21 protein-coding genes and 1 pseudogene are annotated in these 22,846 nt (G+C 70.5%); 12 read left to right on the top strand and 10 right to left on the bottom strand.

The window, feature by feature from the left end; genetic code table 11:
• Positions 1-22 precede the first annotated feature (22 nt).
• Positions 23-946 (top strand): homocysteine S-methyltransferase, encoded by a 924-nt coding sequence (gene mmuM, locus OG496_RS42425; protein ID WP_405974642.1) that lies wholly within the window; start codon positions 23-25, stop codon positions 944-946.
• On the opposite strand, the gene OG496_RS42420 is transcribed toward mmuM, so the two are convergent.
• The gene (locus OG496_RS42420; RefSeq protein WP_405974641.1) at positions 936-1,991 is read right to left on the bottom strand and encodes a LacI family DNA-binding transcriptional regulator; all 1,056 of its coding nucleotides are present in this window, start codon (positions 1,989-1,991) and stop codon (positions 936-938) included. The genes mmuM and OG496_RS42420 overlap by 11 nt on opposite strands.
• Before the next feature lie 201 nt (positions 1,992-2,192).
• Positions 2,193-3,779: a carboxylesterase/lipase family protein gene (locus OG496_RS42415; RefSeq protein WP_405974640.1), complete on the bottom strand. Its 1,587-nt coding sequence runs from the start codon at positions 3,777-3,779 to the stop codon at positions 2,193-2,195.
• Positions 3,780-3,981: 202 nt separating this feature from the next.
• Between OG496_RS42415 and OG496_RS42410 the strand changes: the two genes are divergently transcribed.
• From OG496_RS42410 to OG496_RS42375, 8 genes are all read left to right on the top strand, one after another.
• Positions 3,982-4,995, top strand: coding sequence for a hydroxyacid dehydrogenase (locus tag OG496_RS42410; protein WP_366493035.1), 1,014 nt, complete (start codon positions 3,982-3,984; stop codon positions 4,993-4,995).
• A 120-nt stretch (positions 4,996-5,115) separates the two neighbouring features.
• Positions 5,116-6,207, top strand: coding sequence for a LacI family DNA-binding transcriptional regulator (locus OG496_RS42405; RefSeq protein WP_366493036.1), 1,092 nt, complete (start codon positions 5,116-5,118; stop codon positions 6,205-6,207).
• Between the two features lie 215 nt (positions 6,208-6,422).
• Positions 6,423-7,754 carry an ABC transporter substrate-binding protein gene (locus OG496_RS42400; RefSeq protein WP_405974639.1) on the top strand — a complete coding sequence of 444 codons (1,332 nt, stop codon included), beginning with the start codon at positions 6,423-6,425 and terminating at the stop codon, positions 7,752-7,754.
• A gap of 10 nt (positions 7,755-7,764) precedes the next feature.
• Positions 7,765-8,649: a carbohydrate ABC transporter permease gene (locus tag OG496_RS42395; RefSeq protein WP_405974638.1), complete on the top strand. Its 885-nt coding sequence runs from the start codon at positions 7,765-7,767 to the stop codon at positions 8,647-8,649.
• On the top strand, positions 8,649-9,554 hold the full coding sequence (locus OG496_RS42390; protein WP_366493039.1) for a carbohydrate ABC transporter permease: 906 nt from the start codon (positions 8,649-8,651) through the stop codon (positions 9,552-9,554). The genes OG496_RS42395 and OG496_RS42390 overlap by 1 nt, the downstream gene beginning before the upstream one ends.
• Positions 9,551-11,146 (top strand): family 43 glycosylhydrolase, encoded by a 1,596-nt coding sequence (locus tag OG496_RS42385; protein WP_405974637.1) that lies wholly within the window; start codon positions 9,551-9,553, stop codon positions 11,144-11,146. The genes OG496_RS42390 and OG496_RS42385 overlap by 4 nt, the downstream gene beginning before the upstream one ends.
• A 200-nt stretch (positions 11,147-11,346) precedes the next feature.
• Complete coding sequence (locus OG496_RS42380; RefSeq protein WP_405974636.1) at positions 11,347-12,393, top strand: LacI family DNA-binding transcriptional regulator; 1,047 nt, start codon at positions 11,347-11,349, stop codon at positions 12,391-12,393.
• 9 nt (positions 12,394-12,402) lie between these two features.
• Positions 12,403-12,846: a hypothetical protein gene (locus OG496_RS42375; RefSeq protein WP_366493042.1), complete on the top strand. Its 444-nt coding sequence runs from the start codon at positions 12,403-12,405 to the stop codon at positions 12,844-12,846.
• A gap of 91 nt (positions 12,847-12,937) precedes the next feature.
• Here the strand turns inward: OG496_RS42375 and OG496_RS42370 are convergent, their stop codons facing one another.
• The 6 genes from OG496_RS42370 to OG496_RS42345 form a co-directional block, all read right to left on the bottom strand.
• On the bottom strand, positions 12,938-14,431 hold the full coding sequence (locus tag OG496_RS42370) for a class I adenylate-forming enzyme family protein (protein WP_405974635.1): 1,494 nt from the start codon (positions 14,429-14,431) through the stop codon (positions 12,938-12,940).
• A 2-nt stretch (positions 14,432-14,433) separates the two neighbouring features.
• Positions 14,434-15,249 (bottom strand): arylamine N-acetyltransferase, encoded by an 816-nt coding sequence (locus OG496_RS42365; protein WP_405974634.1) that lies wholly within the window; start codon positions 15,247-15,249, stop codon positions 14,434-14,436.
• Positions 15,250-15,256: 7 nt separating this feature from the next.
• Positions 15,257-16,366 carry a 3-dehydroquinate synthase II family protein gene (locus OG496_RS42360; protein ID WP_405974633.1) on the bottom strand — a complete coding sequence of 370 codons (1,110 nt, stop codon included), beginning with the start codon at positions 16,364-16,366 and terminating at the stop codon, positions 15,257-15,259.
• Entirely contained in the window at positions 16,347-17,204 is an 858-nt protein-coding gene (locus OG496_RS42355) for a 2-amino-3,7-dideoxy-D-threo-hept-6-ulosonate synthase (protein WP_405974632.1), read from the bottom strand. The genes OG496_RS42360 and OG496_RS42355 overlap by 20 nt, the downstream gene beginning before the upstream one ends.
• 309 nt (positions 17,205-17,513) lie before the next feature.
• The gene (locus OG496_RS42350; protein ID WP_366493047.1) at positions 17,514-18,167 is read right to left on the bottom strand and encodes a ThuA domain-containing protein; all 654 of its coding nucleotides are present in this window, start codon (positions 18,165-18,167) and stop codon (positions 17,514-17,516) included.
• Positions 18,168-18,269: 102 nt separating this feature from the next.
• A complete protein-coding gene (locus OG496_RS42345; RefSeq protein WP_405974631.1) occupies positions 18,270-18,911 on the bottom strand; it encodes a hypothetical protein in 642 nt (213 codons plus the stop codon).
• A gap of 85 nt (positions 18,912-18,996) precedes the next feature.
• Between OG496_RS42345 and OG496_RS42340 the strand changes: the two genes are divergently transcribed.
• Positions 18,997-19,632, top strand: a complete 636-nt coding sequence (locus tag OG496_RS42340; RefSeq protein ID WP_366493049.1) for a VOC family protein — start codon at positions 18,997-18,999, stop codon at positions 19,630-19,632.
• A 68-nt stretch (positions 19,633-19,700) separates the two neighbouring features.
• A complete protein-coding gene (locus tag OG496_RS42335; protein WP_405974630.1) occupies positions 19,701-20,123 on the top strand; it encodes a VOC family protein in 423 nt (140 codons plus the stop codon).
• Here OG496_RS42335 and OG496_RS42330 read toward each other — a convergent pair.
• Entirely contained in the window at positions 20,120-20,818 is a 699-nt protein-coding gene (locus OG496_RS42330) for a helix-turn-helix domain-containing protein (RefSeq protein ID WP_405974629.1), read from the bottom strand. The genes OG496_RS42335 and OG496_RS42330 overlap by 4 nt on opposite strands.
• Positions 20,819-20,828: 10 nt before the next feature.
• Positions 20,829-21,764, bottom strand: a complete 936-nt coding sequence (locus OG496_RS42325) for an AraC family transcriptional regulator (RefSeq protein ID WP_366493052.1) — start codon at positions 21,762-21,764, stop codon at positions 20,829-20,831.
• An 81-nt stretch (positions 21,765-21,845) separates the two neighbouring features.
• Between OG496_RS42325 and OG496_RS42320 the strand changes: the two are divergent.
• Positions 21,846-22,720, top strand: a pseudogene (locus OG496_RS42320) (NmrA family transcriptional regulator).
• Positions 22,721-22,846 lie beyond the last annotated feature (126 nt).

The following is a 22,846-nucleotide window of genomic DNA, read 5'->3' as shown; positions in this document are numbered from 1 at the left end:
CCGTATCGACTAGCGTCGAGACATGACCAGCGACACCGCTCCCCTCCTCGCCGACGCCCTCGCCGCCGGGACGCTCGTCCTCGACGGCGGTCTGTCCAACCAGCTCGGGGCGGCCGGGCACGACCTGAGCGACGAGCTGTGGTCGGCGCGACTGCTCGCGGACCAGCCCGAGGCGATCGCCGAGGCGCACCTCGCGTACTACGAGGCGGGCGCCGACGTGGCGATCACCTCCAGCTACCAGGCCACCTTCGAGGGCTTCGCGAAGCGCGGGATCAAGCACGACCGGGCGGCCGAACTCATCGCCGAGAGCGTGGAGTTGGCCGTCGACGCGGCGGTGGACGCGGGACGGCGGGGCATCGGGCGGCCGCTCTACGTGGCGGCCTCGGTCGGACCGTACGGCGCGATGCTCGCGGACGGCTCCGAGTACCGGGGCCGATACGGGCTGAGTGTGGCCGAGCTGGAGGCCTTCCACCGGCCCCGCCTGGAGGTGCTGGATCTCGTCGGGCCGGATGTGCTGGCCTTCGAGACGATCCCGGACGCCGATGAGGCCGAGGCGCTGCTGCGGGCGGTGCGCGGACTGCGGACGCCCGCCTGGCTGTCGTACTCCATCGCGGGTGACCGCACCCGCGCCGGGCAGCCGCTGGAGGAGGCGTTCGCCCTGGCCGCCGACGCCGACGAGATCATCGCGGTCGGCGTCAACTGCTGCGCCCCGGAGGATGTCGAAGGCGCGGTCGAGATCGCGGCCCGCGTGACCGGGAAGCCCGTCGTCGTCTACCCCAACAGCGGCGAGACCTGGGACGCCAACGCCCGTGCGTGGACGGGCCGTTCCACTTTCACCACCGAGCAGGTGGAGGGGTGGCAGGCGTCCGGGGCGCGGCTGATCGGGGGGTGCTGTCGGGTGGGACCGGGGGCAATCGCATCCATCAGGCGGACGCTTACACCGTGACCGCCTCGATCGAGTCCCGCACCACCACATGCGTGCCCAGCAACAGGTGCTCGTCCGGGGACTCCGCCGTGCGCCCCAGCGCGGTGCGTACGGCGAGGCGGCCCAGCTCCTCGTAGGGGACATGGACCGTGGTCAGGGCGGGGTACAGATCGCGGGCGAACGGAATGTCGTCGTAACCGGCCAGCGAAACATCGCCGGGGACGTCCAGGCCCGCCTCGTGCAGCGCGGTGAGCGCGCCCGCGGCGACCATGTCGGTGGCGGCTACCACGGCCGTGAACTCCAGTTTCCGGCTCAGGGCGAGGCGCATCAGCCGGTGCCCCGAGTCGCGGGTGAAGTCGCCGTGGAGCAGGAGGTCCGGGTCGGGTTCGAGACCCCGGGCGCGATGGGCGGCCAGGTAACCGCGTTCACGGCCCTGCGCGGTCGCCTGGTCCGGCCTGCCGCCGAGGAACAGGACGCGCTGGTGGCCCTGGGCCAGGACGTGCGCGACGAGGGCGTAGGCGCCGCCCTCGTTGTCGTACTCGATGACCGTGACCGGTGCGCCCGGACCGAGCGGCGGCCGCCCGCAGAGCACGAGCCGCGAGCCGGCCGATGCCAGCGAGTCCGCGATACGGCGGGTGCGCTCGCGGTACTCCGGGGTGTCGGCGGTGCCGCCGACCAGGATCACGGCGGCGGTGCGCTGGGCGCGCATGGTCTCGATGAAGTCCAGTTCGCGCTGGACGTCGCCCTCCGTACTGCACACCAGGCACAGGTGGCCGAGCCGGGTCGCCTCGCGCTCCACGCCGTGCGCCATCAGCGCGAACGACGGTCCCGTGATGTCCTCCAGGACGAAGGCGAGGGTCGGCGTCCCGACCCCTGCCACGGCCTTGGCGCGGGCGTCGGCGACGTAGTCGAGTTCGCGTACGGCCCGCAGCACGCGCGTGCGGGTCGCCGTGCTCACCGGGTACTCCCCGCCGAGCACCCGCGACACCGTGGACGCGGACACCCCGGCACGGGCCGCCACATCCCGGATGGTGCTCCCGCTCGCGTCCTGGCTCTTCCTGGTCATGTACCGCCTCGCCCCTCCCCCGGCCCGTCGCGTACCCCCTCAGGGCCTGCGGCAACACTCCAGCAACCGGTTCCCTGCGCGGAGAGTAGCAGTGAGCGAGGGGCGGGACGAGGGGCGTGCGTCGGCCAATTCACCTACGTCAGCACGGCAGTTGTCGGCGACCGGCGTTGGGCAACCGGTTTCCACGCCGTACGCCCGCCCTCACGACGACCGCCGCACATCCCCCGGCCGCCGCAGCCGCCGTACGACCGAGCGCAGTTCGGTGGCGCTCCGCGCGGGCGGCGCGCCCTCGGCCGGAACCGCCGCTTCCTTCGCCTTCGCCACGGCGTCGGCCGCCCACAGGGCGAACTCGGGGTCGCGCGGCCCGTGCGCGACGTACGGCTCGCCCTCTCCGAAGATGCGGACCGGGTGCGTGTCGTCCCAGGTCTGCCACCCGGGGTCGCCGTCCACGGCGAACCGGACCCAGGCTCCGTGCATGGCGTCGGCGAGTGCCTGGGGCGCGCCCTGGCCGGCGAGTTTGGCGGACTCGGGGATCTCGCCGGTGTCGAAGACGAAGCCGAGTTCGAGGGCGTGGCAGGAGCCGAGGTCGGGGCGGTTGGAGGGCCAGGCGAACTCGTAGACGTGGGAGGTGCCGGGGCGGGCGTCGGCGAGGCGGTGCAGCGGGTAGCGGAGGAGGTGGTCGGTGACGAGCTGGCCGACGGTCTCGGCGGTGCCGGCGCCGGGGTGCAGGGCGCGGTAGCCGCGCGGGACCTCGACACCGCAGTGGCAGCGGGCCATCGCGCCGGCCAGGGCGACCGCGCCGAGCCGGTCGACGCGCTCGTGGAGGCCGCCGGGGACCAGCCACAGCCGGTACTCGTCGCGGGTCCAGCCCAGCATCAGGTCGACGCCCCGGCCCACCTCGCCGTCGACAAGCGCCGCCAGCGGGTCGCGGGGGACGAGGTCGCCGTCGATGACGATCCCGAACGTGGGTCCGCCGAGCACCGGGCTGCTGAGTCTGCCCACGTCGGCCTGGGTGCGGAGGAGGAGTTCGCGGTCCACGGCGGCGAAGGCCTCGGCGGTGGCGGGGATCTTCAGCCGGGTCGCCATCCGGCGCACCATCCGCCGTACCTTGTCGCGGTCGAAGGCCTCCGGGGGCCCGCTCTGCAGGACGGCCCGGCGGACCAGCCCCTGGGCCTGCGGGGCGGCGATCAGGGCGCCGATGCTGATCGCGCCGGCGGACTGCCCGAAGAGGGTGATCCGGTCGGGGTCGCCGCCGAACTCCGCGATCGACTCGTGCACCCAGCGCAGCGCGGCGAGCTGGTCGCGCAGGCCGGGGTTGGCGGGTGCGTCCGGGAAGAGGCCGTAACCCTCCACGCCCAGGCGGTAGTTGAGCGAGACGAACACGACTCCGTCGCGGGCGAAGGCGTGTCCGTCGTAGACCGGGACGGCCGACGAACCCCGGGTGAGCGCGCCGCCGTGCAACCACACCATGACCGGCAGCCGGGCGCCCGGGCCGGGTTCCGGGGTCCACACGTTGAGGTTGAGGCAGTCGTCGCCGGGCACGACGGGGTCGGAGAGCAGTTTGGCGAAGGCTTCGGAGTACGGCGGTTTCGGCGCGGTCGGTCCGAAGGCGAGCGCGTCGCGCACTCCGGTCCAGGGCTCGGGCGGGACGGGCGGGCGGAACCGGCGGGGGCCGATCGGGGGTGCCGCGTAGGGGATGCCCCGGAAGACCGCGATTCCGTTCTCGTACCGGCCGCGCACCGACCCGTAGGGGGTGCCGACCACGGGGTTCAGCTGCTCTGCCCTCATCTGCCCACCAGCTCCTCGTCGCGCTCGTGAACCATGCTCATCAGAGCATCACATCGCGCCCGGCTATTCCGGCGGACGAACTCCGCTGGACGGGTCAGTTTCCGGTTTCTGTGCCCTCTCTCACCGATTGACCCCCGCTCCACAGCAGATCTACGGTAGAAGACGCTTTCAGAAAACGTTTCTTACTCCGTACGGGAGGGTCATGCCCAGCGCCCAGCCGCCGAGGGCCGTGTTCGCCATGGATCCGGTGCACCTGCCCCTGCTCTTCCCCTCACCCCTGATGGACCGGCTCCGGCAGACCGCCGAGATCGAACCAGGGCTCGTCGTACGGGACTTCGGCGCACCCGAGGCCGCCCGGGCCCTGGCCGGGGCCGAGGTCCTGATCACCGGGTGGGGCTGCCCGCACCTCGACGCCGACGCGCTGGCGGCGGCACCCCGGCTGCGGACCGTGCTGCACGCGGCGGGCTCGGTCCGTTCGCTGGTCGGCGAGGCCCTGTGGGAACGCGGGGTGACCGTCTCCAGCGCGGTCACCGGCAACGCTCTCCCGGTCGCCGAGTACACCCTCGCGATGATCCTTCTCGCCGGGAAGGACACCTTCGCCCAGCGGGAACGCTTCCGGCACACGCACACGTACCCGACGCCCGCCGAGACCGCGCCGATCGGCAACCTCGGGCGCCGGATCGGCGTCATCGGCGCCTCCCGGGTGGGCCGCAGACTGCTGGAACTGCTACGGCCCTACGACTTCGAGGTCCTCCTGCACGACCCCTACGTCAGCGTCACCGAGGCCGCCGCGCTGGGGGCCGAACTCCTGCCGCTGGACCACCTGTTGAGCGGTAGCGACATCGTGAGTCTGCACGCCCCGGACATCCCCGAGACACAGCGCATGCTGGACCGCGGACGGCTCGCCCTCATCCGGGACGGCGGCGTCCTGATCAACACCTCGCGAGGCGCCCTGATCGACCACGAGGCCCTCACCGACGAGCTGTTGTCCGGCCGGCTGACCGCGATCCTCGACGTCACCGAACCCGAGCCACTGCCACCCACCTCTCCCCTGTACAAGCTGCCGAACGTCTTCCTCACCCCGCACATCGCGGGCTCCCTCGGCAACGAGCTGGCGCGGCTCGGCGCCATCGTCGTCGACGAGCTGGAGCGCCTGGCCGCGGGCCTGCCACCGGCCCACGAGGTACGGCACGCGGACCTGACCCGTGTCGCCTGATCCGCGCCGTCCACAGGCCGGCGCACCGGGAACGACCTTGGGATACGGTTTCCGGACCGGTGCCGGAGCAGGCCCCAGGGCGCCCGGTGGAAACACGGTCATGGTGAAGGAGTCGCTACGGTGAGTCAGCGCAAGGCGTCGGGCGACATCGGCCGGGCGACCATCCGGGACGTGGCGGAGCGCGCCGGGGTCTCGGTGGCGAGCGTCTCGCGCGTGCTGTCCGGCAACTACCCGGTGTCGGAGGAGCTGCGCCGCCGGGTGATGAAGGTCGTCGGCGACCTGGACTACGTCACCAACGCACACGCCCGTTCCCTGGCCGGCGGCGGTACGCCCACGGTGGCGATCCTCATCAACAACATCACCGGCGCCGCGTTCGCCCACGTGGCCAAGGGAGTCGAGGGCGCGGCCACGCTGCGCGGCTGGCTCTCCCTGGTCGGCACGACCGGCGACGACCCCGAGCGTGAACTCGCGCTGGTCAACCTCATGCGCCAACAGGGCGTAGCCGCCGTGGTGTTGCTCGGCGGCGCGTACGACGTCGACGAGTACCAGCTCCGCATGGCCCGCTTCGCCCGCTCCCTCGACGCGGCGGGCTCGCACCTCGTGCTCGTCGGCCGCCCGCCACTGGAGGGCGACGTCCCGGCGACGACGGTCGACTACGACAACGAGGGCGGCGCCTACGCCATGGCCAGCCACCTCCTCTCGGCGGGCCACCGCCGCGTCCTGGTACTCCCCGGGCACGCCGAACTCAGCACCGCGCAGGGCAGGTTGAGGGGCGCGCAACGGGCCTTCGAGGCGTACGGCGTGCCGTTCGACCCGGGGATGGTGCGGCACGGTCCGTACGACTACGAGCACGGGTACGAGGCAGTGGAGGACACCCTGAAGGAGGGCGTGGACTTCACCGCGGTGCTGGCGGGGACCGACGTGGTCGCCGCGGGCGCCATGCAGGCACTGCGCGCGGCGGGCCTGCGGGTGCCCGAGGACGTGTCGATCGTCGGCTACGACGACATCCCGCTGGCCTCCCAGCTCACCCCTCAGCTCACCACCGTGCACGTTCCGTACGAGGAGATGGGCCGGGTCGCGCTGCGCGCGGTCGCGGACCGGCGCGAGGGCGGCGGCACGGGCCGGCGTAGAAGCAGCGACGGCGACCATCTGGTCCTGGGCACGCATGTCGTCGTACGGAACTCGGTACGGCCGCCGGCCCGACGGGACTAGTACAGGGACTGGCTCAGCACCCCCCTGCGGGACCGGCCCGGCACATGGAACCAAGGCGTTACGTAACCGGTTTCCCACCTAATCCCCTGGCCAGATGGGGTCTGTCCAGGCCGATCGAAACAACTTGCTGCACACCTCTTGCTCCGAACAGACCATCCTGCCTACCTTCCCAGCAACCGGTTTCTACCTCTTCTCTTCCGAAGGAACACGGTCTGATGAACTCCACCAGCCCCCGGAGAAGGTTCGCTCGTGCAGCCGTCGCGGGCCTCGCACTGACAGGTCTGCTCTCCGCCTGCGGCGGATCCGGCTCGGGAGACAAGGCGTCCTCGGGTCCGGTCACCCTCCCCTTCTGGGGCTGGGCCAACGGGCAGGACGCGGTCGTGAAGGCGTTCAACGCCGCCCACAAGGACGTCAAGCTCAAGTACACCAAGGTCACCGACCAGTTGACGATGCAGAAGCAGCTGACCAACGCGGTCAAGGCCGGCAACGCGCCCTGCCTGGTGCAGAACACGGCGGAGTACGTGACCACCTGGGTCTCGCAGGGTGCGCTCGCCGACATCTCGCAGTACGTCTCGGCCGACAAGGACAAGTTCAACGCGGGCTCGTGGGCCAGTGCGCAGGTGCAGGGCAAGTCCTATGGCGTGCCGACCAGTTCGGCCCCCGCGTTCACGATCTACCGCACGGACGTCTTCAAGAAGTACGGCCTCAAGGCGCCGACGACCTGGGACGAGTTCATCGCCGCGGGCAAGGTCCTGAAGAAGCACGGCATCAAGGTCACCAACTTCGCCGGTGAGGACCCGAGCACCCTGGAAGTCCTCTCCATGCAGGCCGGTGCGCACTGGTACGCCATCGACGGCAACTCCTGGAAGGTGGACTTCCAGGACGCGGGCAGCCTCAAGGCGGCCCAGGTGATCCAGGACATCATCGACAACGACCTCAACTCCAAGCTCTCCTTCGCGGACTACGCGGCCGTGCAGCGCAACTACGACAACGGCGGCACCGCGACCCGGCAGATCTCCACCTGGCAGATGGCGGGCATGGTGCAGAACTTCACCAAGTCCGACGGCAAGTGGGCGCTGTCGCCCTGGCCGACGTTCGCGGGCGAGGGCGCCAAGACGCCCGCCGGGACCAACCAGAGCGGTGGCGTCACGCTGGTGACGAAGCAGTGCGCGCACCAACAGCAGGCCGCCGAGGCCGCGTTGTGGATGTCGACCGACGCCGGTGCCGTGAAGACGATGGCGAGCCCGACCACCGGCAACGGTGTGATGCCGGCGCTGGCCGACAGCAATGCCTATGTCGCCGAGGCGATCTCCGACAAGCTGCTCGGCACGAACTACGAGCCCGCGAAGCAGATCGTCACCGACAGCCTGAACACCGTCACCTCGGACTGGGTGTTCGGCCCGGACTGGACCGCGATGTTCACCGAGCTGCAGACCGGCTGGGCGAAGGTGATGAACAAGCAGGAGAAGGTCACCGATCTGCTGGCGCACATGCAGGAGTGGACGGTCAAGGACCTGAAGTCCCGCGGTATCAGCGTCAAGGGCTGAGGCAGCGCCGATGATTCGCTCCCAGCGCTGGAAGGGTGCCGCGTTCACGGTGCCCTTCCAACTCGGTTTCGTGTTCCTGTACTTGATACCGATCGGGTACGCCGTCTACGAGTCGCTGTTCGTGGAGCACCAGTCGGGTCTCGGTCTCGGCGGTTCCACGCAGCGGTTCTCCGGCCTGGACAACTACCAACAGGGCCTGACCGACTCGGCGTTCATGAACTCGGTACTGCGCGTGGTGCTGTTCGCGTGCGTGCAGATCCCGGTCATGCTGCTCGTCAGCCTGCTGCTGGCACTGTTCCTGGACGCGCTGTCCTCGAAGGCCGCGGGCCGCTTCCGGATCTTCCTCCTCGTGCCGTACATGATCCCCGGAGTGGTCGCGGCGATCGTGTGGATCAACCTGTACAGCCCGGACGTCGGCCCGTTGACGCCGCTGGGCAAGGTGTTCGGGCTGTCCTGGAACTTCTTCGCGCCCTCGATGGTCTGGCCGTCCATCGGCAACCTGCTGACCTGGCACGGCATCGGCTACAACATGGTGATCATCTACGCGGCGCTCCAGGGCGTCCCCCGCGACCTGTTCGAGGCGGCCCGCCTCGACGGCGCCTCCGAGTTCCGGGTCGCGACGAGCATCAAAATCCCTTACGTACGAGGGGCGTTGGTCCTGACCGGGATGCTCTCGATCATCCAGATGCTGCAGATCTTCAACGAGCCGGCGCTGTTCCGGAACGTCACCCCGCAGACGGTGAACGACAGCTTCACGCCCATCATGATCATCTACAACCAGGCGTTCAACGCGGGCAACTACCACTACGCGGCGGCCCTTTCGGTCCTGCTCGCCCTCATCCTCGGCCTCGCCTCCTTCCTCTTCTACCGGCTCACCGCGAAGGAGGCCGACTGATGACCCTCACCGAAGAACGCCGGAACGCCCATCAGGTCCGCCGCCTCAACAAGCCCGATCCGGCGGCCCGTTCACGCGGCGGCCAGCGCTTCCTGCTCGTCGGCCTGGTGCTGGCCAGCGCCTACAGCCTGTTCCCGGTGTGGTGGCTGATCGTCGCCGCGACCAAGGACCGCACGGGCCTGTACCAGAGCAACGGCCTCTGGTTCTCCGGCATGCACCTGTGGGCGAACGTGCGTCAGGTCTTCACCTACGAGAACGGCATCTTCCTGCGCTGGACCGCCAACTCGTTCCTGTACGCGGGAGTCGGCTCCCTCGGCGGCACACTCATCGCCCTCGCGACGGGCTACGGCCTGGCGCGCTTCGAATTCCCGGGCCGCAGCGCGGTGTTCGCGTGCGTGGTGGGCTCCTTCCTGATCCCGATCGCGCTGCTCACGCTCCCGCTGTACCTGATGTTCTCGAAGATCGGCCTGGTCGACACCCCCTGGGCGATGCTGATCCCCTGCCTGATCAACCCGTTCAGCGTCTACCTCGCCAAGGTCTACACGGAGGCCACGGTCCCCTTCGAACTCCTGGAGGCGGCACGCCTCGACGGCGCGGGCGAACTCCGCATCTTCTTCAGCATCGTGCTGCGGATGATGACGACGGGCGGAGCGACGGTCTTCCTCCTGGCCTTCGTCAACACCTGGAACGCCTTCTTCCTCCCGCTGACCGTGCTGCGCGGCGAGGAGAACTGGACGCTCAACCTCGGCCTCTACAACTGGTCCGGCAAACGCATGGAGTCGGGCGTCGACCTGACGAGCCTGGTCCTCACCGGCGCCCTTCTGTCGATCGTCCCGATGGCCGTGATGATGGTGGCGATGCGCCGCTACTGGCGTACCGGGGTCACCCTGGGAGCCCTCAAGTGACCTTGCTGCACAATCCTGTTGTCCGCGGTTTCGCCCCCGATCCCTCGATGGTCAGGGTCGGCGACTGGTACTACGTGGCGACCAGTTCCTTCGAGTGGTTCCCCACGATCCCGATCCACCGCTCGCGGGACCTCGCCCACTGGGAGTACGCGGGCCACGCCCGGGGCGCGGTCCCCGGCGACTCCCTCGCCGGAGTCCCCGACTCGGGCGGCGTCTGGGCACCCTCGCTGAGCTGGGACGGCGAGCACTTCTGGCTGACGTACTCGGTGGTCCGCTCGGTCGGCACGCCGTACTTCGACCTGGACACCTACGTCACGACGGCGACGGACGTCGCCGGGAAGTGGACGACCCCACGGCGGGTGACGAGCCACGGTTTCGACCCGGCCCTGTTCCACGACGAGGGCCGGCTGTGGCTGCTCAACCTCCAGAACGACTGCCGCCCCGGCGGCAGCCGCTTCGCGGGCATCGTCGCGACCGAGCTGGACCGCGACACGCTCGCCCCGATCGGCGTGACTCATCTGCTGCTCCAGCACGAACGGCTCATCGAGGGGCCGAAGTTGGTGCGGCGGGGCGGCTGGTACTACCTGTTGCTCGCCGAGGGCGGCACGGGGTACGAGCACGGGGTGCGGGTGGCACGCAGCCGTACGGTCACCGGCCCGTACGAGCTCGACGACCACCCCTTGCTGACGTCCCGGGACGACCCGTCGCTGCCGTTGCAGAAGGCGGGCCATGGCGAGCTGGTCGAACTGCCGGGCGGTGACTGGGTGTTGAGTCATCTGGCGGCACGGCCGGTGCAGACACCCGACGGGCCGCGCTGCACCCTGGGCCGGGAGACCGCGATCCAGGCGGTGACCTGGGACGCGGACGGCTGGCCGAGGCTGCGGCAGGGCGGCTGGCATCCGGTGGTGGAGGTGGACGTACCGACACGTCCCGCCGCCGCACCGGCTCAAGTCCCGGATTCCGACGGGCCGTTGGGCTGGCCGTGGAGCACCCCGCGCGCCTACCCCGACCCGTCCTGGGCCGACACCGCCGCCCGCCCCGGCTGGATCCGGCTGCGCGGGCGGCACGGGCCGGAGTCGCGCTGGGCGCACAGTCTCCTCGCCCAGCGGATCACGGAGCATCGCACGGAGGCGGAAGTCACGGTCGAGGCAAGGCCGTTGACGTTCACGCAGGCGGCCGGGCTGGTGCTCTGGTACGGCGCCGAAGCGTATCTGAGCCTGCACCTGACCTGGGCGGAGCCCGAGGGTGAGGAGCAGCGGGGGCAGCAGTGGCGGGGTGGCGGCCGTACGGTGCTGAGCCTGGTGGAGCGGGACGAGGACGGCACGCGGCAGGTGGCCGTCGTAGAGGTGGATGTCCGTGCTCCCGTGGCGCTGGGGGTGACGGTCGAGGGGGCCGAGGCTCGGTTCTGGTACGTGCGGGACGGGGCTCGGACGGCGGTCGGGCCGGGGCTGGACTTCAGTCGGCTGTCGGACGACTACGGGTCGCGGCTGCGGTTCACGGGGGCGATGGCGGGCATCCATGCGTGGGATCTGGTGGAGGGTGCCTTCACGGCGGACTTCGCAGATTTCCGGCTGACGTGTACAGCAGAGTGACCTGTAGGTGACGCTTTCTCCCTTGTTCGGGGTTTCGAAAGATTGGGTCGGCTGCATCACGTGAATTCCCTGGTCTTCCCGCCGTGTTGACGCGCGCTTATCGTAGGAAGCGCTTTCTGGCTGGCTGATGATGGAGTCGGGGAAGCAGCGCTGGTCGAAACTTTCGATGGCCCTCGGGCGGGCTGGAGAGGCGGTACCCGATGGTCCGTACGGGGAGCGCGAGCGTGACGGCGGGGCCGACGCTGGCGGTGGTGGCCCGGGAGGCGGGGGTGTCCGTGCCGACGGCGTCCAAGGTGGTCAACGGCCGGGAGGACGTGGCGCCGGAGACGCGGCGGCGGGTGACGGAGGCGCTGGAGCGGCTCGGTTATGTGCGCAGGCCCAGGTTCGACGCCGGCAAGGCGCCGGGGATGGTCGACCTGGTCGTGCACTCGCTGGAGAGTTCGTGGTCGGGGGCGGTGCTGCACGGGGTGGAGGAGGCGGCGTACGAGGCCGGCCTTGAGGTGGTGGTCTCGGCCGGGCTGACCCGGACGCGGGCCGAGCGGCCCGAACGGGGCTGGCTGGACAAGCTGGTTGGCCGGGGTTCGGCCGGAGTCCTGTTCAATCTGGCGGAGTTGACGCCGTCCCAGTACTCCTGGCTCGACCAGCACCGCATCCCGTTCGTGATGATCGACCCCGTGCACGAACCGCCGCCGGGCGTGGTGTCGGTCGGCGCGGCCAACTGGCAGGGCGGGGTGACCGCGACCGAGCACTTGCTCTCCCTGGGCCACGAACGCATCGCCGTCATCGCCGGCCACCGCCACAAGATGTGCAGCAGCGCCCGCGTCGCCGGCTACCGCTCCGCGCTCGCCGCCGCAGGCGTTCCGGGGCGCCCCGAGTACATCCGCCACGGCGGCTTCGACCAGGCCATGGCCCGCACCCGTATGCGCGAACTCCTCGACCTGCCCGAGCCGCCCACGGCGGTCTTCGTCTGCTCCGACCGTATGGCCCTCGGGGTCTACGAGGCCCTGGCGGAACGGCAGTTGAGCATCCCGGACGACATGAGTGTCGTCGGTTTCGACGACCTTCCCGAGTCCCGCTGGGTGACTCCGGCGCTGACCACGATCCGGCAGCCGCTGTCGGAGATGGCGGCCACGGCACTGCGGTTGCTGGTCCGGCTGATGGACGGGGACCGGCCGGAGGGGACGCGGACGGAGTTGTCGACGCGGTTGGTGGAGCGGGCGAGCACGGGGGTGCCGGGCGGTCGGTAGCCTGCCGGTATGGCCAGGTCATGGGACAAGCAGCAGTTGATCGCGGACGGCTTCGAGCCCACGTACGTGGACTTGGAGTGGTACGACGGGCCGCGCAAGGGACTCGCGCTCGTCGACGGTGTCCCGCACTACTACGAGATCCGGGACTGCAACCGCGCCGACGAGGCCGAGGAGTACCTCGTGTGGTCCGCGAGCGAGGCGGCGGTGGCGATGGAGCGCGAGCAGTGGGCGATCTTCGTCAGGTACCAGCTTTCCGATGCCGGGCCGGAGGAGCATCCGGGGCACGGAGGGATCGATGTCCGTTACGACGAACTGGAGTTGCTCCTCGCGCCGCACCGTCAGGCACCGGACGGTGCTCGCCGACTCATCGGTGAGCCGCGGTTCGACGACGGGGACGACCGCTACCGGTTCGACGGGGTCGACCACTGGTTCCGGTGGCGCCCGGCCGAGTAAGGCGCGCCGCCGTCTCGACGCACGGGGCAGCGAGCAGGACGGGGCAGCGGACCGGTCGTCCGCTGCCCCTTCAGGGTGTGCCGTCCCGGTGTCAGACGAACTGGCCGCCCGCCGCGCGGAGTTGTCTGCGCAGGATCTTGCCGTTCGCGTTGCGGGGCAGCGTGTCCAGCCGGACGACGTCCTGCGGGACCTTGTACCAGGACAACCGGGCCCGGGCCAGGGCGATCAACTCGGCGTCCAGGGCAGGGTCGTCGGCTCCGTTGCCCGGCTCCTTGTCGGGGACGGTCACCACGTAGGCGCGCAGACTCGTGTCCCCGGCGGGACGCCGGACCGAACTGACCGCCGCTTCGAGCACGCGCGGATGGCTCTCAAGAAGCCGTTCGACCTCGCCCGGTACGACGTTCTGGCCGCCGATCACCTCCACGTCGTCCAGTCGGCCGTGCACGTGGAGGACGCCGTCGTCGTCGATCGACGCCAGGTCCCCGGTCGGCCACCAGGTGTCCCTCACTTGATCGGGGCCCTGACTCCCCCGCTCGACGCCCCGGGACGCGAAGTCGGCGTAGACGTGCAGCTCGCCCTGCCTGCCCGCGGGCATCGGCTGGCCGTCCGCGTCGACGATGCGCACCGGCCGGCCGGGTACGGCGGGGCCGACCGCGGAAGGGGCCCGGTACGCGGCGGGCCGGCCCATGGAGATCACGCCGATCTCGGTGGCGCCGTAGTTGTTGACCAGCCGGTCCTCCAGGATCGGCACCAGTCGCCGGCGCAGCCGTAGCGAGAGGACCTCCCCCGCGCTCGACACCTCCCGGAGGCGGCCGAACGCCTCCGCGTGGCCGGGCTCAAGGAGCATGCGGGCCAGGAAACTCGGCTGTGCGAAGAGGTCCGTGACCTGGTGGCGGTCGATGAGCCCGATCGCGGCGGCCGGGGTCGCCCGGGTGCGCGACAGGACGGCGGTCTGGCCCGTGGCGAGGGTGGTGAGCACCGAGAAGTGCAGTCCGCCCAGGAAGTACATGCGGGAGACCGACAGCCCAACTGTCGTACGGCTACTGCCGTTTGGACCGGGCGGGCCGGGAGGCGCGGCGAAGTTGCTGTGCAGGAAGAAGCAGAGTTTCGGGGTGCCCGTCGTGCCGGACGTGAAGACCGCCAGCGCCGGGGCGTCCCCGCCCTCGGCGAAATCGGGGTCCGGTTCGCCCGCGACCAGGGTCGCGACCTTCATGGCGGGGGCGAAGCCCGGCAGCTCCAACTGCCCTGCGCTGTCCGGGTCGATGACGGCCAGCGCGGGTTCCACGGTCTCGACGGCCCGCGTCAGATCCTCCCCGCTCATCTGGACGTTGACCGGGACGGCGACGAGTCCGGCCTGCCAGGCGCCGAGCACGGACCAGACCATCTCCACGCTGTCGGGCAGCGCGAGCAGGACGCGGTCGCCGCGGCGCAGTCCCGCGGACCGGTACCCTCGCGCGGCCCGCGCCGCGCCGTCGAACACCTCGGCGTACGTCCAGGCGCGGTCGTCGGCCAGGAAGGCGATCCGCTCCAACCACCCTCTGGCGCGGGCGAGTTGGGAGAGATCCTGGGTTACGTTCCCGGGCATGGCTACGAACGCCCCTCTCCGGCCGCGGACGGCCCCGCGGACCTTTCCGGGATCTTCGGCACCTCGTCGAGATGGATCCCGAACCAGGTACCGAGCGCCTCCTTCAGCCCTTCCTCGGTCACGATCCGCTCCCTGGTCCGCTCCCCGCCCTGTTCCCTGATGAGGACCCGGTTCGCGAGAGTGACCCTTCCGTCCTCCCGGGGCTGGACACAGATCAGCCGGTTCCTGAAAGGCGATTCGGGGGCGGTCTGGTACCACCACATGGAGGGAAGGCCGAATTCGATTTTCCGGGGTTTCATCTCCATCCGGTACAGCGGCGAACCGTCTCGGAATACGTCGATGTCCCCGTCGGATGTCTCGGTGACAAGGTACGCACCGTGCGGGTCGTCCTGCGGTGTGCGCAGATCCAGCCGCAGGGGCCATCGGCTGTGACTTCCCTGCCCCACGTCCACCAGCCAGGAATGTCCGTCCGGCTCGTCCGTCTCCACCCGAAGCGCCAGATGACCGATGGGACTGTCCAGTACCTCACCGCGATAGATGCACCCGGCCAGCAGGGTGACGTGGAATCCGAGAGATTCCAGCAGCATCGCGAAAGCCGAATTCAGCTCGAAACACCCGCCGCCGCGCCATTCCTGCACGATCTTCTTGACCGCGTCCAGGGAGTACGGGATCGGTTCCCCGAGAAGGAAGAACAGGTTCTCGAACGGAACGGACAGTACATGGCGTTCGTGAAGATGGCGCAGGGCGTCCGCGTCCACCCGCTCCGGCCGCTTGGCGCCTATGCGTTCCAGATAGGCGTCGATGAGTTCGTCGTCCATGGCGCTCTCACTTCTCCAGGCAGAACTCGTTGATGGGATAGCCGACATGGCGGTCCTCCGCGGGCAGATATCCCAACACGCGGTCGCCGGGCTTGAGTTCGGTGCTGTTCAGCACCGCTCCGCCCGGGCCCAGCACGCGCACATGCCAGTCGTCCTGGAGGATCAGATTGACGGCACGCCCGTCCTCGGATTTCGCGTCGATGGAGATGAGAGGCCGGCTCTCGATCTTGACCCGGCCGACGGTGACGATACGGGTCTGGCCCTTGACGTCCACGGCCATGACCTTGCTGCCGGACTTCAGCTCGCTGAGATAGTGGGTACGCCCGTCGCGGGAAAGCGTGTAGGAGTGAATGGCCCCCGCGTTCACCCGGAACGGACGGGTGGGCATATAGGGAAGCGGATGCGTCTCACTCACGCAGAGAATCATCCCCTTGGAATGCGAACCGACCAGGATTCCCTCGTCCTCACGGAAGTGGCTGCACGTGTCGACGCAGGCCCGCTCCCCCATGCCCACATGCTCGGTGGCGACGATCGTGAGCTCGACGAGATCGAGGGGCTCGGTCACGACGGCGGACGCCTGCTTGAGCGCGGTGGCGTCACCCACGGCGTTCGGCGCCATCATCACGCCGTCGGAGCCGTGTTCGAGCACCCCGAAGATGATCTCCGCCTCCGTCACGTCCCCGGCGACGGTGATCAGACTGCCCTCGGCACCGGCAGCGGCGGCGATGACGATCTCCAGGGGGATCTTCGTGGGATCGCGGAACAGCAGCAGGCTCCACTCCTCCGTGCGGGCCGACTGACAGGCGTCCTCCAGGGTCTCCGCGTCGACGATCTCCACGAACCGTCCGAACTCGACCCCCGGATGCACCGAGGAGAGTTCCGCGGGCGTCCCGTGCACGCGCGGATCGACGATCACCACGTCGGCCGCGCCGAGATCGTCGGGAAGCTCCTTGAGCTCCTTGCCGTGCGGGAAGAAGACCTTCTTCACCGTAGGGGGCAGGCCGCCCAGATCCACCAGGCTGTCCGAGACAATGCCGTCCAACCGCTGGTGCAGCGCTTCTTCAAGTACCGCCTGCTTATGGGCGGCACCGCGAATATCAAGCCACGTGAGCTTCATGGTTCCTTGTCTCTTCCGTATAGAACTCGATCGGAGCGGGCGGAGGCACATCCCCGTGCACGAGGCGGGCCAGCTCACGTGTCGTGGCGGCGGGGTTGTCGGATTCGAAGATGTTCCGGCCCATGGCGATACCGGCCGCACCGCCCCGGAGCGCCGAATCGACGAATTCCAGCAGCGCTTTCCCATTGCCGACCCGCGGACCGCCGGCCACCAGAATGGGTACCGGACAGGAGGCCGTCAGGCGCAGCATGTCCACATCGGATTCGAGGGCGTAGGTCTTGATCAGGTCGGCCCCGATTTCGGCCGCGACCGTCACGGCGGCGGAGACCAGCGCCGGATCACGAGGGTCGGTGACACGCGGCCCTCTCGGATACATCATCGCCATCAGCGGAATGTTCCAGCGGTCGCAGGCTTCCGCCACCACCGCCATATCGGATATCTGCCGGGCCTCTTCCCGGGAACCGACGTTCACGTGCACACTCACCGCGTCGGCGCCGAGCCGCAGCGCCTCTTCGACGGTCGCGACGAGGCATTTCGCGTCAGGGTCGGGAGCGTGCGCGGTGCTCGCGCTCAAATGCACGATGAGCGACATCTGAGTGAACCAGGCCGGATCCACGCGGCGGACGCTTCCCTTGTGCAGGACCACGGCGTCCGCGCCATTCGTCGCCAACTGGCCGACCAGCCGGTTGAGGCCCGAACCGCCCCCGGCGATCGGCCCGTCCGTCAGAGGATGATCGAGGGGAACGACCAGCATGCGTCGCGGATTGCGTCGGCAGAGCCGAAGCAGCCTCATTTTGCGGGCGCTCGCAGCGCCGTCGAACATCTGCATCCAGTCCATTCCCATTCCCGTGCCCGACCGGCCGTCCGGTCTCCAGAAGGGGGCTCATCGCGCCGCCCGCTGTGACCGGCTACGGCTGCCACCCGGGAGAGGTTCACTCGGAGTTCCGGGCAATGGAGACCCGGCCGCCCGGGCCATGGGACGAGCCCGGTTCCCTCCTGCGAACAGCGCGGACCGGGCCGCTAGGGCCTGTCCGGCGGATCCTGTCGCAGACGCGGGGTGTGGCACGCGCATCTGCGGCGTTGTCGTCACTCACCGGCGCTGGTCAGGTCCCGCCGATTTCCTGCGACCTGATCCGCCGGACGGGCCCTAGTCCAGCCCTGCCGCCCAGTTGATCCCGCCCAGCAGATGCGCACGGAAGTCCGGGTCCTCGTAGGCCTCCGAGGCGTGGCCGAGGGCCGTGTAGAAGACCCGGCCGGCGCCCTTCTCGTGGCACCACGCGAGGGGGTGGTCGGGGCCCATCCGGCCGCCCTCGTAGGAGGATTCGTCGGCCGAGACGAGGACGTGGACCGAACTCCGCGGGTTGGTGCGGAAGTCGTACCACTCGTCGGTGAACTGCCATACGGCGGGCAGGTGTTGCGTGGCCGGGTGGGTGCGGTCCTCGATCAGCGCGTTGCCGGGCTGGTAGGCGGGGTGCCGGTCGAAGCGGGCGCCCAGGAGGTCGCCGTAGTACGGCCAGTCGTACTCGGTGCAGGCCGCCGCGTGGACGCCGACGAAGCCGCCGCCCGACTCGACGTAGGCGGCGAGGTGTTGGCGGCCCGCAGGCGTCAGTACCTCGCCGCTGGTGGAGAGGAAGACGACGGCCGCGTAGTCGTCCAGGGGGCGTTCGAAGGCCGCCGGGTCCTCGGTGGCGTCCACCTCGAAGGGGCCGAGGGTGCGTACGGCGGTCACCGCGGCCGGGATGGAGTCGTGGCGGTAGTCGGTGGTCCGGGTGCAGACGAGGAGGCGGGGCGCGGCAGCCATGCGGCGCAGCCTATTTCACGGACCGGGCTGCACGGACTGAGCTACCCGGACTGAGCTCCACGGACCGGGCCTCACGGACTGGGGCTCCTTCACGCCGTGTGCTCAACCACCCTTCCCCACCTCGTTGTTGGGCGCCCCGTCCCCGTTCGTGGGCAGGTCGCCGCGTTCCACGGGGGCGGCCGTGCGGGCGGGCGGGAGGACGACCGGGAGTTCGCTCTTGTACGGGCGGCGGAGCGACTGGGCCGACTTGCGCAGGACCGCGCGGGTCACCTTGCCCTGTTCGGCGTCGACGTGCACGAGGTGGCCCTTCTGCGCCATGACGTACTCGATCGTTCCGCCGCCGGTGCGGTACCAGGCGTTCCCGTCGCGCACGCAGGTCATGTGGCTGCTGAACGCCGCCTGTGTCGTGCAGTTCGCGTCGGTCATCGCGCCCGGCTCCACGCGCAGGGTGATCACGGCGCCGGTCTTCAGGTCCGTGTACGCGATGGAGAGGCCGACGTCCGATACGCCGACCGACTGCTCGGCGAGGGTGAATCCGGGCGGGTCGATGACGTGGACGAGGTCGGGGTCGAAGCCCAACGACCGTGCGCGGGACGTGATTTCGGCGGACGTGGCGGTGACAGGGGAGGACGATGCCTCAGGGGTTCCGGCACCCGTGTCCGCCTTCTCGGTGCCGCAGCCTGCGAGCAGGAGGGACAGCGCGGGGAGCAACAGCAGCGGCAGGGCGCGCACGGCACGGATCATGCGCCCATCCTGCCGTACAGGTGTTCCACAGTTAAGGGACTCTTTCCCTCCTGTGGTGCGGTCCCGCCACGTAGCCTCGGTGGGGATGAACGCTCTTCCGGCACGCCTCGACCATCTCGTCCTCGCGACCCCCGAACTGGCGGTGACGGTCGCCGAGTTCACCGAGCGCACGGGCATCGCGCCGGTCGCGGGCGGTGCCCATGTGGGGCTCGGAACCCGCAACTGCCTTGTCTCGCTGGGCGGTTCCCGTTACCTGGAGATCATCGGTCCGGACCCGGAGCAGCCCGAGCCGTCGGGTCCGCGTCCCTTCGGCGTCGACGCGCTGGCCGTCGCCCGGACGGTGACCTGGGCGGTCTCCCCGCCCGACCTGGACGCGGCGGTCGCGGCGGCCCGGGCCCAGGGGTACGACCCCGGGCCCGTACGGGCGATGAGCCGCCGCCGGCCCGACGGCACGCTGCTGGAGTGGCGGCTCACCGACGGGGACACCGCGCATCCCTCCGGTCTGGTGCCGTTCCTCATCGACTGGAGTTCCTCGCCCCACCCGACGACCGCCTCGGGCCTGCCCGTCGCACCCCTGCTGGAGCTGACCGCGACGGCACCGGTCCCGGACGAGATCCGCCCGTTGTTGTCGGCTGTGGGAGCGGAGTTGGTGGTGGAGGCGGGGCCGGTCGGTCTCTCCTTCACGGTGGACACCCCTCGCGGACCCGTGACCTTCAGCTGAACGATCTGCCGGGCGCGGTGTCCGATTCCTTCAAGACCGGTCGGCCCGGCCCCGCCTACCGTTGCCCCATGACTCCACGATTCGACGCGATCGGCCTGGTCGTCTCCGACATGGCCGCCTCTGTCGCCTTCTACCGTCGGCTCGGGTTCGGGTTCCCCGAGGATGCCGAGAGCCAGCCGCACGCCGAGGCCCAACTGCCGGGTGGGCTACGGCTGTTGCTGGACACGGAGGACACCGTCCGCTCGTTCCACCCGGGTTGGCGGGCACCCACCGGCAGCGGTCGGGCCGCGCTCGCCCTGCTCTGCGACGACCCCGCCGAAGTGGACCGGGTCTACGAGGAGTTGACCGGCGCCGGGCATCACGGCGAGCTCAAGCCGTGGGACGCGTTCTGGGGCCAGCGGTACGCCGTCGTGCACGACCCCGACGGCAACGGCGTGGATCTCTTCGCCCCGCTGAGTCCTGCGCCGAGTCCCGCGCCGGGCCCTGCCTAACCGGCCCGGCCGAGCAGCTGCCCCAGCGGCATCCCCGCCAACTCCTTGACGTCCCGGGCGAGATGGGCCTGGTCCGCGTAACCGGACCGGGCCGCCGTCTCCGCGAACGGGACTCCGACGCGGGCCAGCGCGAGGGCGCGTTGGAGGCGTAGCACCCGGGCGAGCGTCTTGGGGCCGTAGCCGAACGCGGCGAGGGAGCGTCGGTGCAACTGGCGGGCGCCGAGGCCGAGTTCGTCAGCGGTGGCGGCGACGGGGCGACCGGTGTCGAGGGCCGTCACGAGGTGCCGTAGGAGCGGATCGGGTGGGGACACGGCCGCCGCGCGTTCCAGTGCCGCTTCTTCCAGCGCGGTCGCGGGGTCGGGGGCCGTGGAGATGCGGGCGGTGAGGCGGCGTACCGTCGCGGCGGGCCAGAGGTCGGTGAGGTCGACCCGGCGGTCGCGGAGTTCGTGTGCGGGGACGCCCAGGTACGTGGGGGCGGTGCCGGGGGCGAAGCGGATGCCTGCCCAGTGTGTGGGCGCGGTCCCGGGGACGTACGCGCGTGTGTCCGGGCCCGCGACCAGCAGGCGGCCCTCGTTCCAGAGGATGTCCATGCAGCCGTCGGGCAGGACGGGGTGGACCGGGCCGACGGTGGAGGCCTCGATCGTGCGGCTCCAGACCACCGCGCCCGGCAGCCGGGACGCCCTCTCCACGTACACGGCCAAAAGGCTACGCCGACCGCGTCCGGTGCTCCTGCGGGCTCACGCCGTAGACCCGCTTGAAGGCGCTGGACAGGGCGAACGCGCTGCCGTAGCCGACCTGCCTGGCGATCGCGCCGATGGTGTCCTCGGTGTCGCGGAGGCGGTCCGCCGTGAGAGCCAGGCGCCAGGCCGTGAGGTAGGACATCGGGGGTTCGCCGACGAGGTCGGTGAAGCGGCGGGCCAGGGCCGCGCGGGAGACGCCGGCCTTGGCGGCGAGGGAGGCGACCGTCCAGGGGTGCGCCGGGTCGTCCTGGAGGAGGCGCAGGACCCTGCCGACGACCGGGTCCGCGAGGGCGCGGTACCAGGCCGGGGCCTCGGCCTCCGGGCGGGAGAACCAGGCCCTCAGGGCGGCGATGACGAGGAGGTCGAGGAGGCGGTCCAGGACGACCTCCTGGGCGGGTTCGTCGCGGACGATCTCGTCCATGAGGAGCGGGGTCAGCGGGCACTCCCACACCTCCGCAGGGAGGGAGAGCAGCGGCGGGAGGGCGTCCAGGAGGCGGCCGTTGATCTCGCCGCGCATGAGGTAGGTGCCGATGAGCATGACCGTGGAGCCGTCGGGGCGGTCGCCCCAGGTGCGGACGCCGAGGTCCATCGAGCCGTTGAGCGGGGTGCCGTCGGGGTAGTGGCACTCGGCGCCGGGCAGGATCACGGCCTGGGGTGCGGTGTCGGGGTTGTCGCCGCAGGTGTAGGGGTCGGGGCCGCGGGCGATGGCGAGGTCGCCGGCCCGCAGGCGTATCCGCTCCCCCGTGTCCGGGGTGATCCAGGCGTCGCCGCGGACCATGAGCATGACCGTGAGCGGGGCGCGGTCCTCGATGCGTACCGCCCAGGGCGGGTCGAAGCACGCGCGGATCATGAAGGCGCCACGCGCGCGTGGACCCTCCAGAAGGCCTGCCAGGGCGTCCATGTGGCCAGCGTAGACGCGTGGTTATGGGAATGAGCCGTTCAGCGATGGTCGATGCTCGCGCACGGGCGTTGACTGGAGGGCATGACACAGAATGCGCGGAACATGACGATTGTGGTGACCGGCGCTTCGGGGCGTACCGGGCGCCGGGTGGCGGAGGCGGCGCGGGCGGCGGGGCTGACCGTGCGGGAGGCCTCGCGGGCGCGGGGGTTCGACTGGGCGGAGCGGTCCACGTGGGCGGACACGTTGCGGGGTGCCGATGCGGCGTACCTGGTGTATCCCTCGGACGTCGGGGCGCCGGAGGCGGGGCGCGCGGTGGGGCTGCTCGCGCAGGAGGCGGTCGGGTTGGGTGTACGACGGCTGGTGCTGCTGTCGTCGCGGGGTGAGGAGCGGGCGCGGCCGACCAAGGAGGCGTTGCGGGGGTCGGGGGCGGACTGGACGGTCGTGCGGGCGTCCTGGTTCGCGCAGAACTTCAGCGAGGGGCCGCTGGTGGAGGGGTTTCGGGAGAGTGGGGAACTGGTGTTCCCCGGGGGTTCGGTTCGGGAGCCTCCCCCATAGCCTTAAGGGCATGGGAGGTGCCCCCAGTCGATGTACGGGACATCGCGGATGTGGTCGTCGCGGCGGTGACGGGTGGGGACCGGTATGTCGGGCAGGCGATCACGGTGTCCGGGGCGCGGTTGTTGACGTTCGGGGAGGCGGTCGCGGAGATCGCCGCCGTGACGGGGCGTGAGCTGACGTATCGGGCGGTGTCGGCCCGTCAGTACGGGGAGGTTCTCGCGGGGTTCGGGGTGCCGGGCGAGGAGTTCGAGTTCCTGGTGGAGTTGTTCGAGTCGCTCCTGGACGGGCGGAACTCGTATCTCTCCGAGGGGGTTCAGGATGTGCTGGGGCGGGAGCCGCGGGACTTCTCGGAGTTCGTGCGGGAGGCTGCGGCGGCGGGCGTTTGGAAGGCCGGCGCGTAGTTCCCTGCGGGGAGGCCGATCTGTCGGCTGCGGGTCCGTTGTGGCTGGTCGCGCCCGCGCGGCGGAGCCGCAGATCGACACGGCCCCGCGCCCCTTTGGGGCGCGCTTCAGTCGGCCGGTGATCGA

It is taken from the genome of Streptomyces sp. NBC_00988 (assembly GCF_045162645.1).
Classification (GTDB): Bacteria; Actinomycetota; Actinomycetes; order Streptomycetales; family Streptomycetaceae; genus Streptomyces.
This window is presented reverse-complemented; position numbering and strand designations above follow the sequence as displayed.

Excerpts from the sequence above, each read along its gene's own strand:
- OG496_RS42375 (WP_366493042.1), top strand. The coding sequence starts at position 12,403 with ATGGCCAGGTCATGGGACAAGCAGCAGTTGATCGCGGACGGCTTCGAG.
- OG496_RS42395 (WP_405974638.1), top strand. The coding sequence starts at position 7,765 with ATGATTCGCTCCCAGCGCTGGAAGGGTGCCGCGTTCACGGTGCCCTTC.
- OG496_RS42365 (WP_405974634.1), bottom strand. The coding sequence starts at position 15,249 with ATGGACGACGAACTCATCGACGCCTATCTGGAACGCATAGGCGCCAAG.
- OG496_RS42360 (WP_405974633.1), bottom strand. The coding sequence starts at position 16,366 with ATGAAGCTCACGTGGCTTGATATTCGCGGTGCCGCCCATAAGCAGGCG.
- OG496_RS42325 (WP_366493052.1), bottom strand. The coding sequence starts at position 21,764 with ATGGACGCCCTGGCAGGCCTTCTGGAGGGTCCACGCGCGCGTGGCGCC.
- OG496_RS42335 (WP_405974630.1), top strand. The coding sequence starts at position 19,701 with ATGACTCCACGATTCGACGCGATCGGCCTGGTCGTCTCCGACATGGCC.
- OG496_RS42370 (WP_405974635.1), bottom strand. The coding sequence starts at position 14,431 with ATGCCCGGGAACGTAACCCAGGATCTCTCCCAACTCGCCCGCGCCAGA.
- OG496_RS42420 (WP_405974641.1), bottom strand. The coding sequence starts at position 1,991 with ATGACCAGGAAGAGCCAGGACGCGAGCGGGAGCACCATCCGGGATGTG.
- OG496_RS42340 (WP_366493049.1), top strand. The coding sequence starts at position 18,997 with ATGAACGCTCTTCCGGCACGCCTCGACCATCTCGTCCTCGCGACCCCC.
- OG496_RS42400 (WP_405974639.1), top strand. The coding sequence starts at position 6,423 with ATGAACTCCACCAGCCCCCGGAGAAGGTTCGCTCGTGCAGCCGTCGCG.
- OG496_RS42390 (WP_366493039.1), top strand. The coding sequence starts at position 8,649 with ATGACCCTCACCGAAGAACGCCGGAACGCCCATCAGGTCCGCCGCCTC.
- OG496_RS42415 (WP_405974640.1), bottom strand. The coding sequence starts at position 3,779 with ATGAGGGCAGAGCAGCTGAACCCCGTGGTCGGCACCCCCTACGGGTCG.
- mmuM (WP_405974642.1), top strand. The coding sequence starts at position 23 with ATGACCAGCGACACCGCTCCCCTCCTCGCCGACGCCCTCGCCGCCGGG.
- OG496_RS42350 (WP_366493047.1), bottom strand. The coding sequence starts at position 18,167 with ATGGCTGCCGCGCCCCGCCTCCTCGTCTGCACCCGGACCACCGACTAC.
- OG496_RS42380 (WP_405974636.1), top strand. The coding sequence starts at position 11,347 with ATGGTCCGTACGGGGAGCGCGAGCGTGACGGCGGGGCCGACGCTGGCG.
- OG496_RS42410 (WP_366493035.1), top strand. The coding sequence starts at position 3,982 with ATGCCCAGCGCCCAGCCGCCGAGGGCCGTGTTCGCCATGGATCCGGTG.
- OG496_RS42345 (WP_405974631.1), bottom strand. The coding sequence starts at position 18,911 with ATGATCCGTGCCGTGCGCGCCCTGCCGCTGCTGTTGCTCCCCGCGCTG.
- OG496_RS42355 (WP_405974632.1), bottom strand. The coding sequence starts at position 17,204 with ATGGACTGGATGCAGATGTTCGACGGCGCTGCGAGCGCCCGCAAAATG.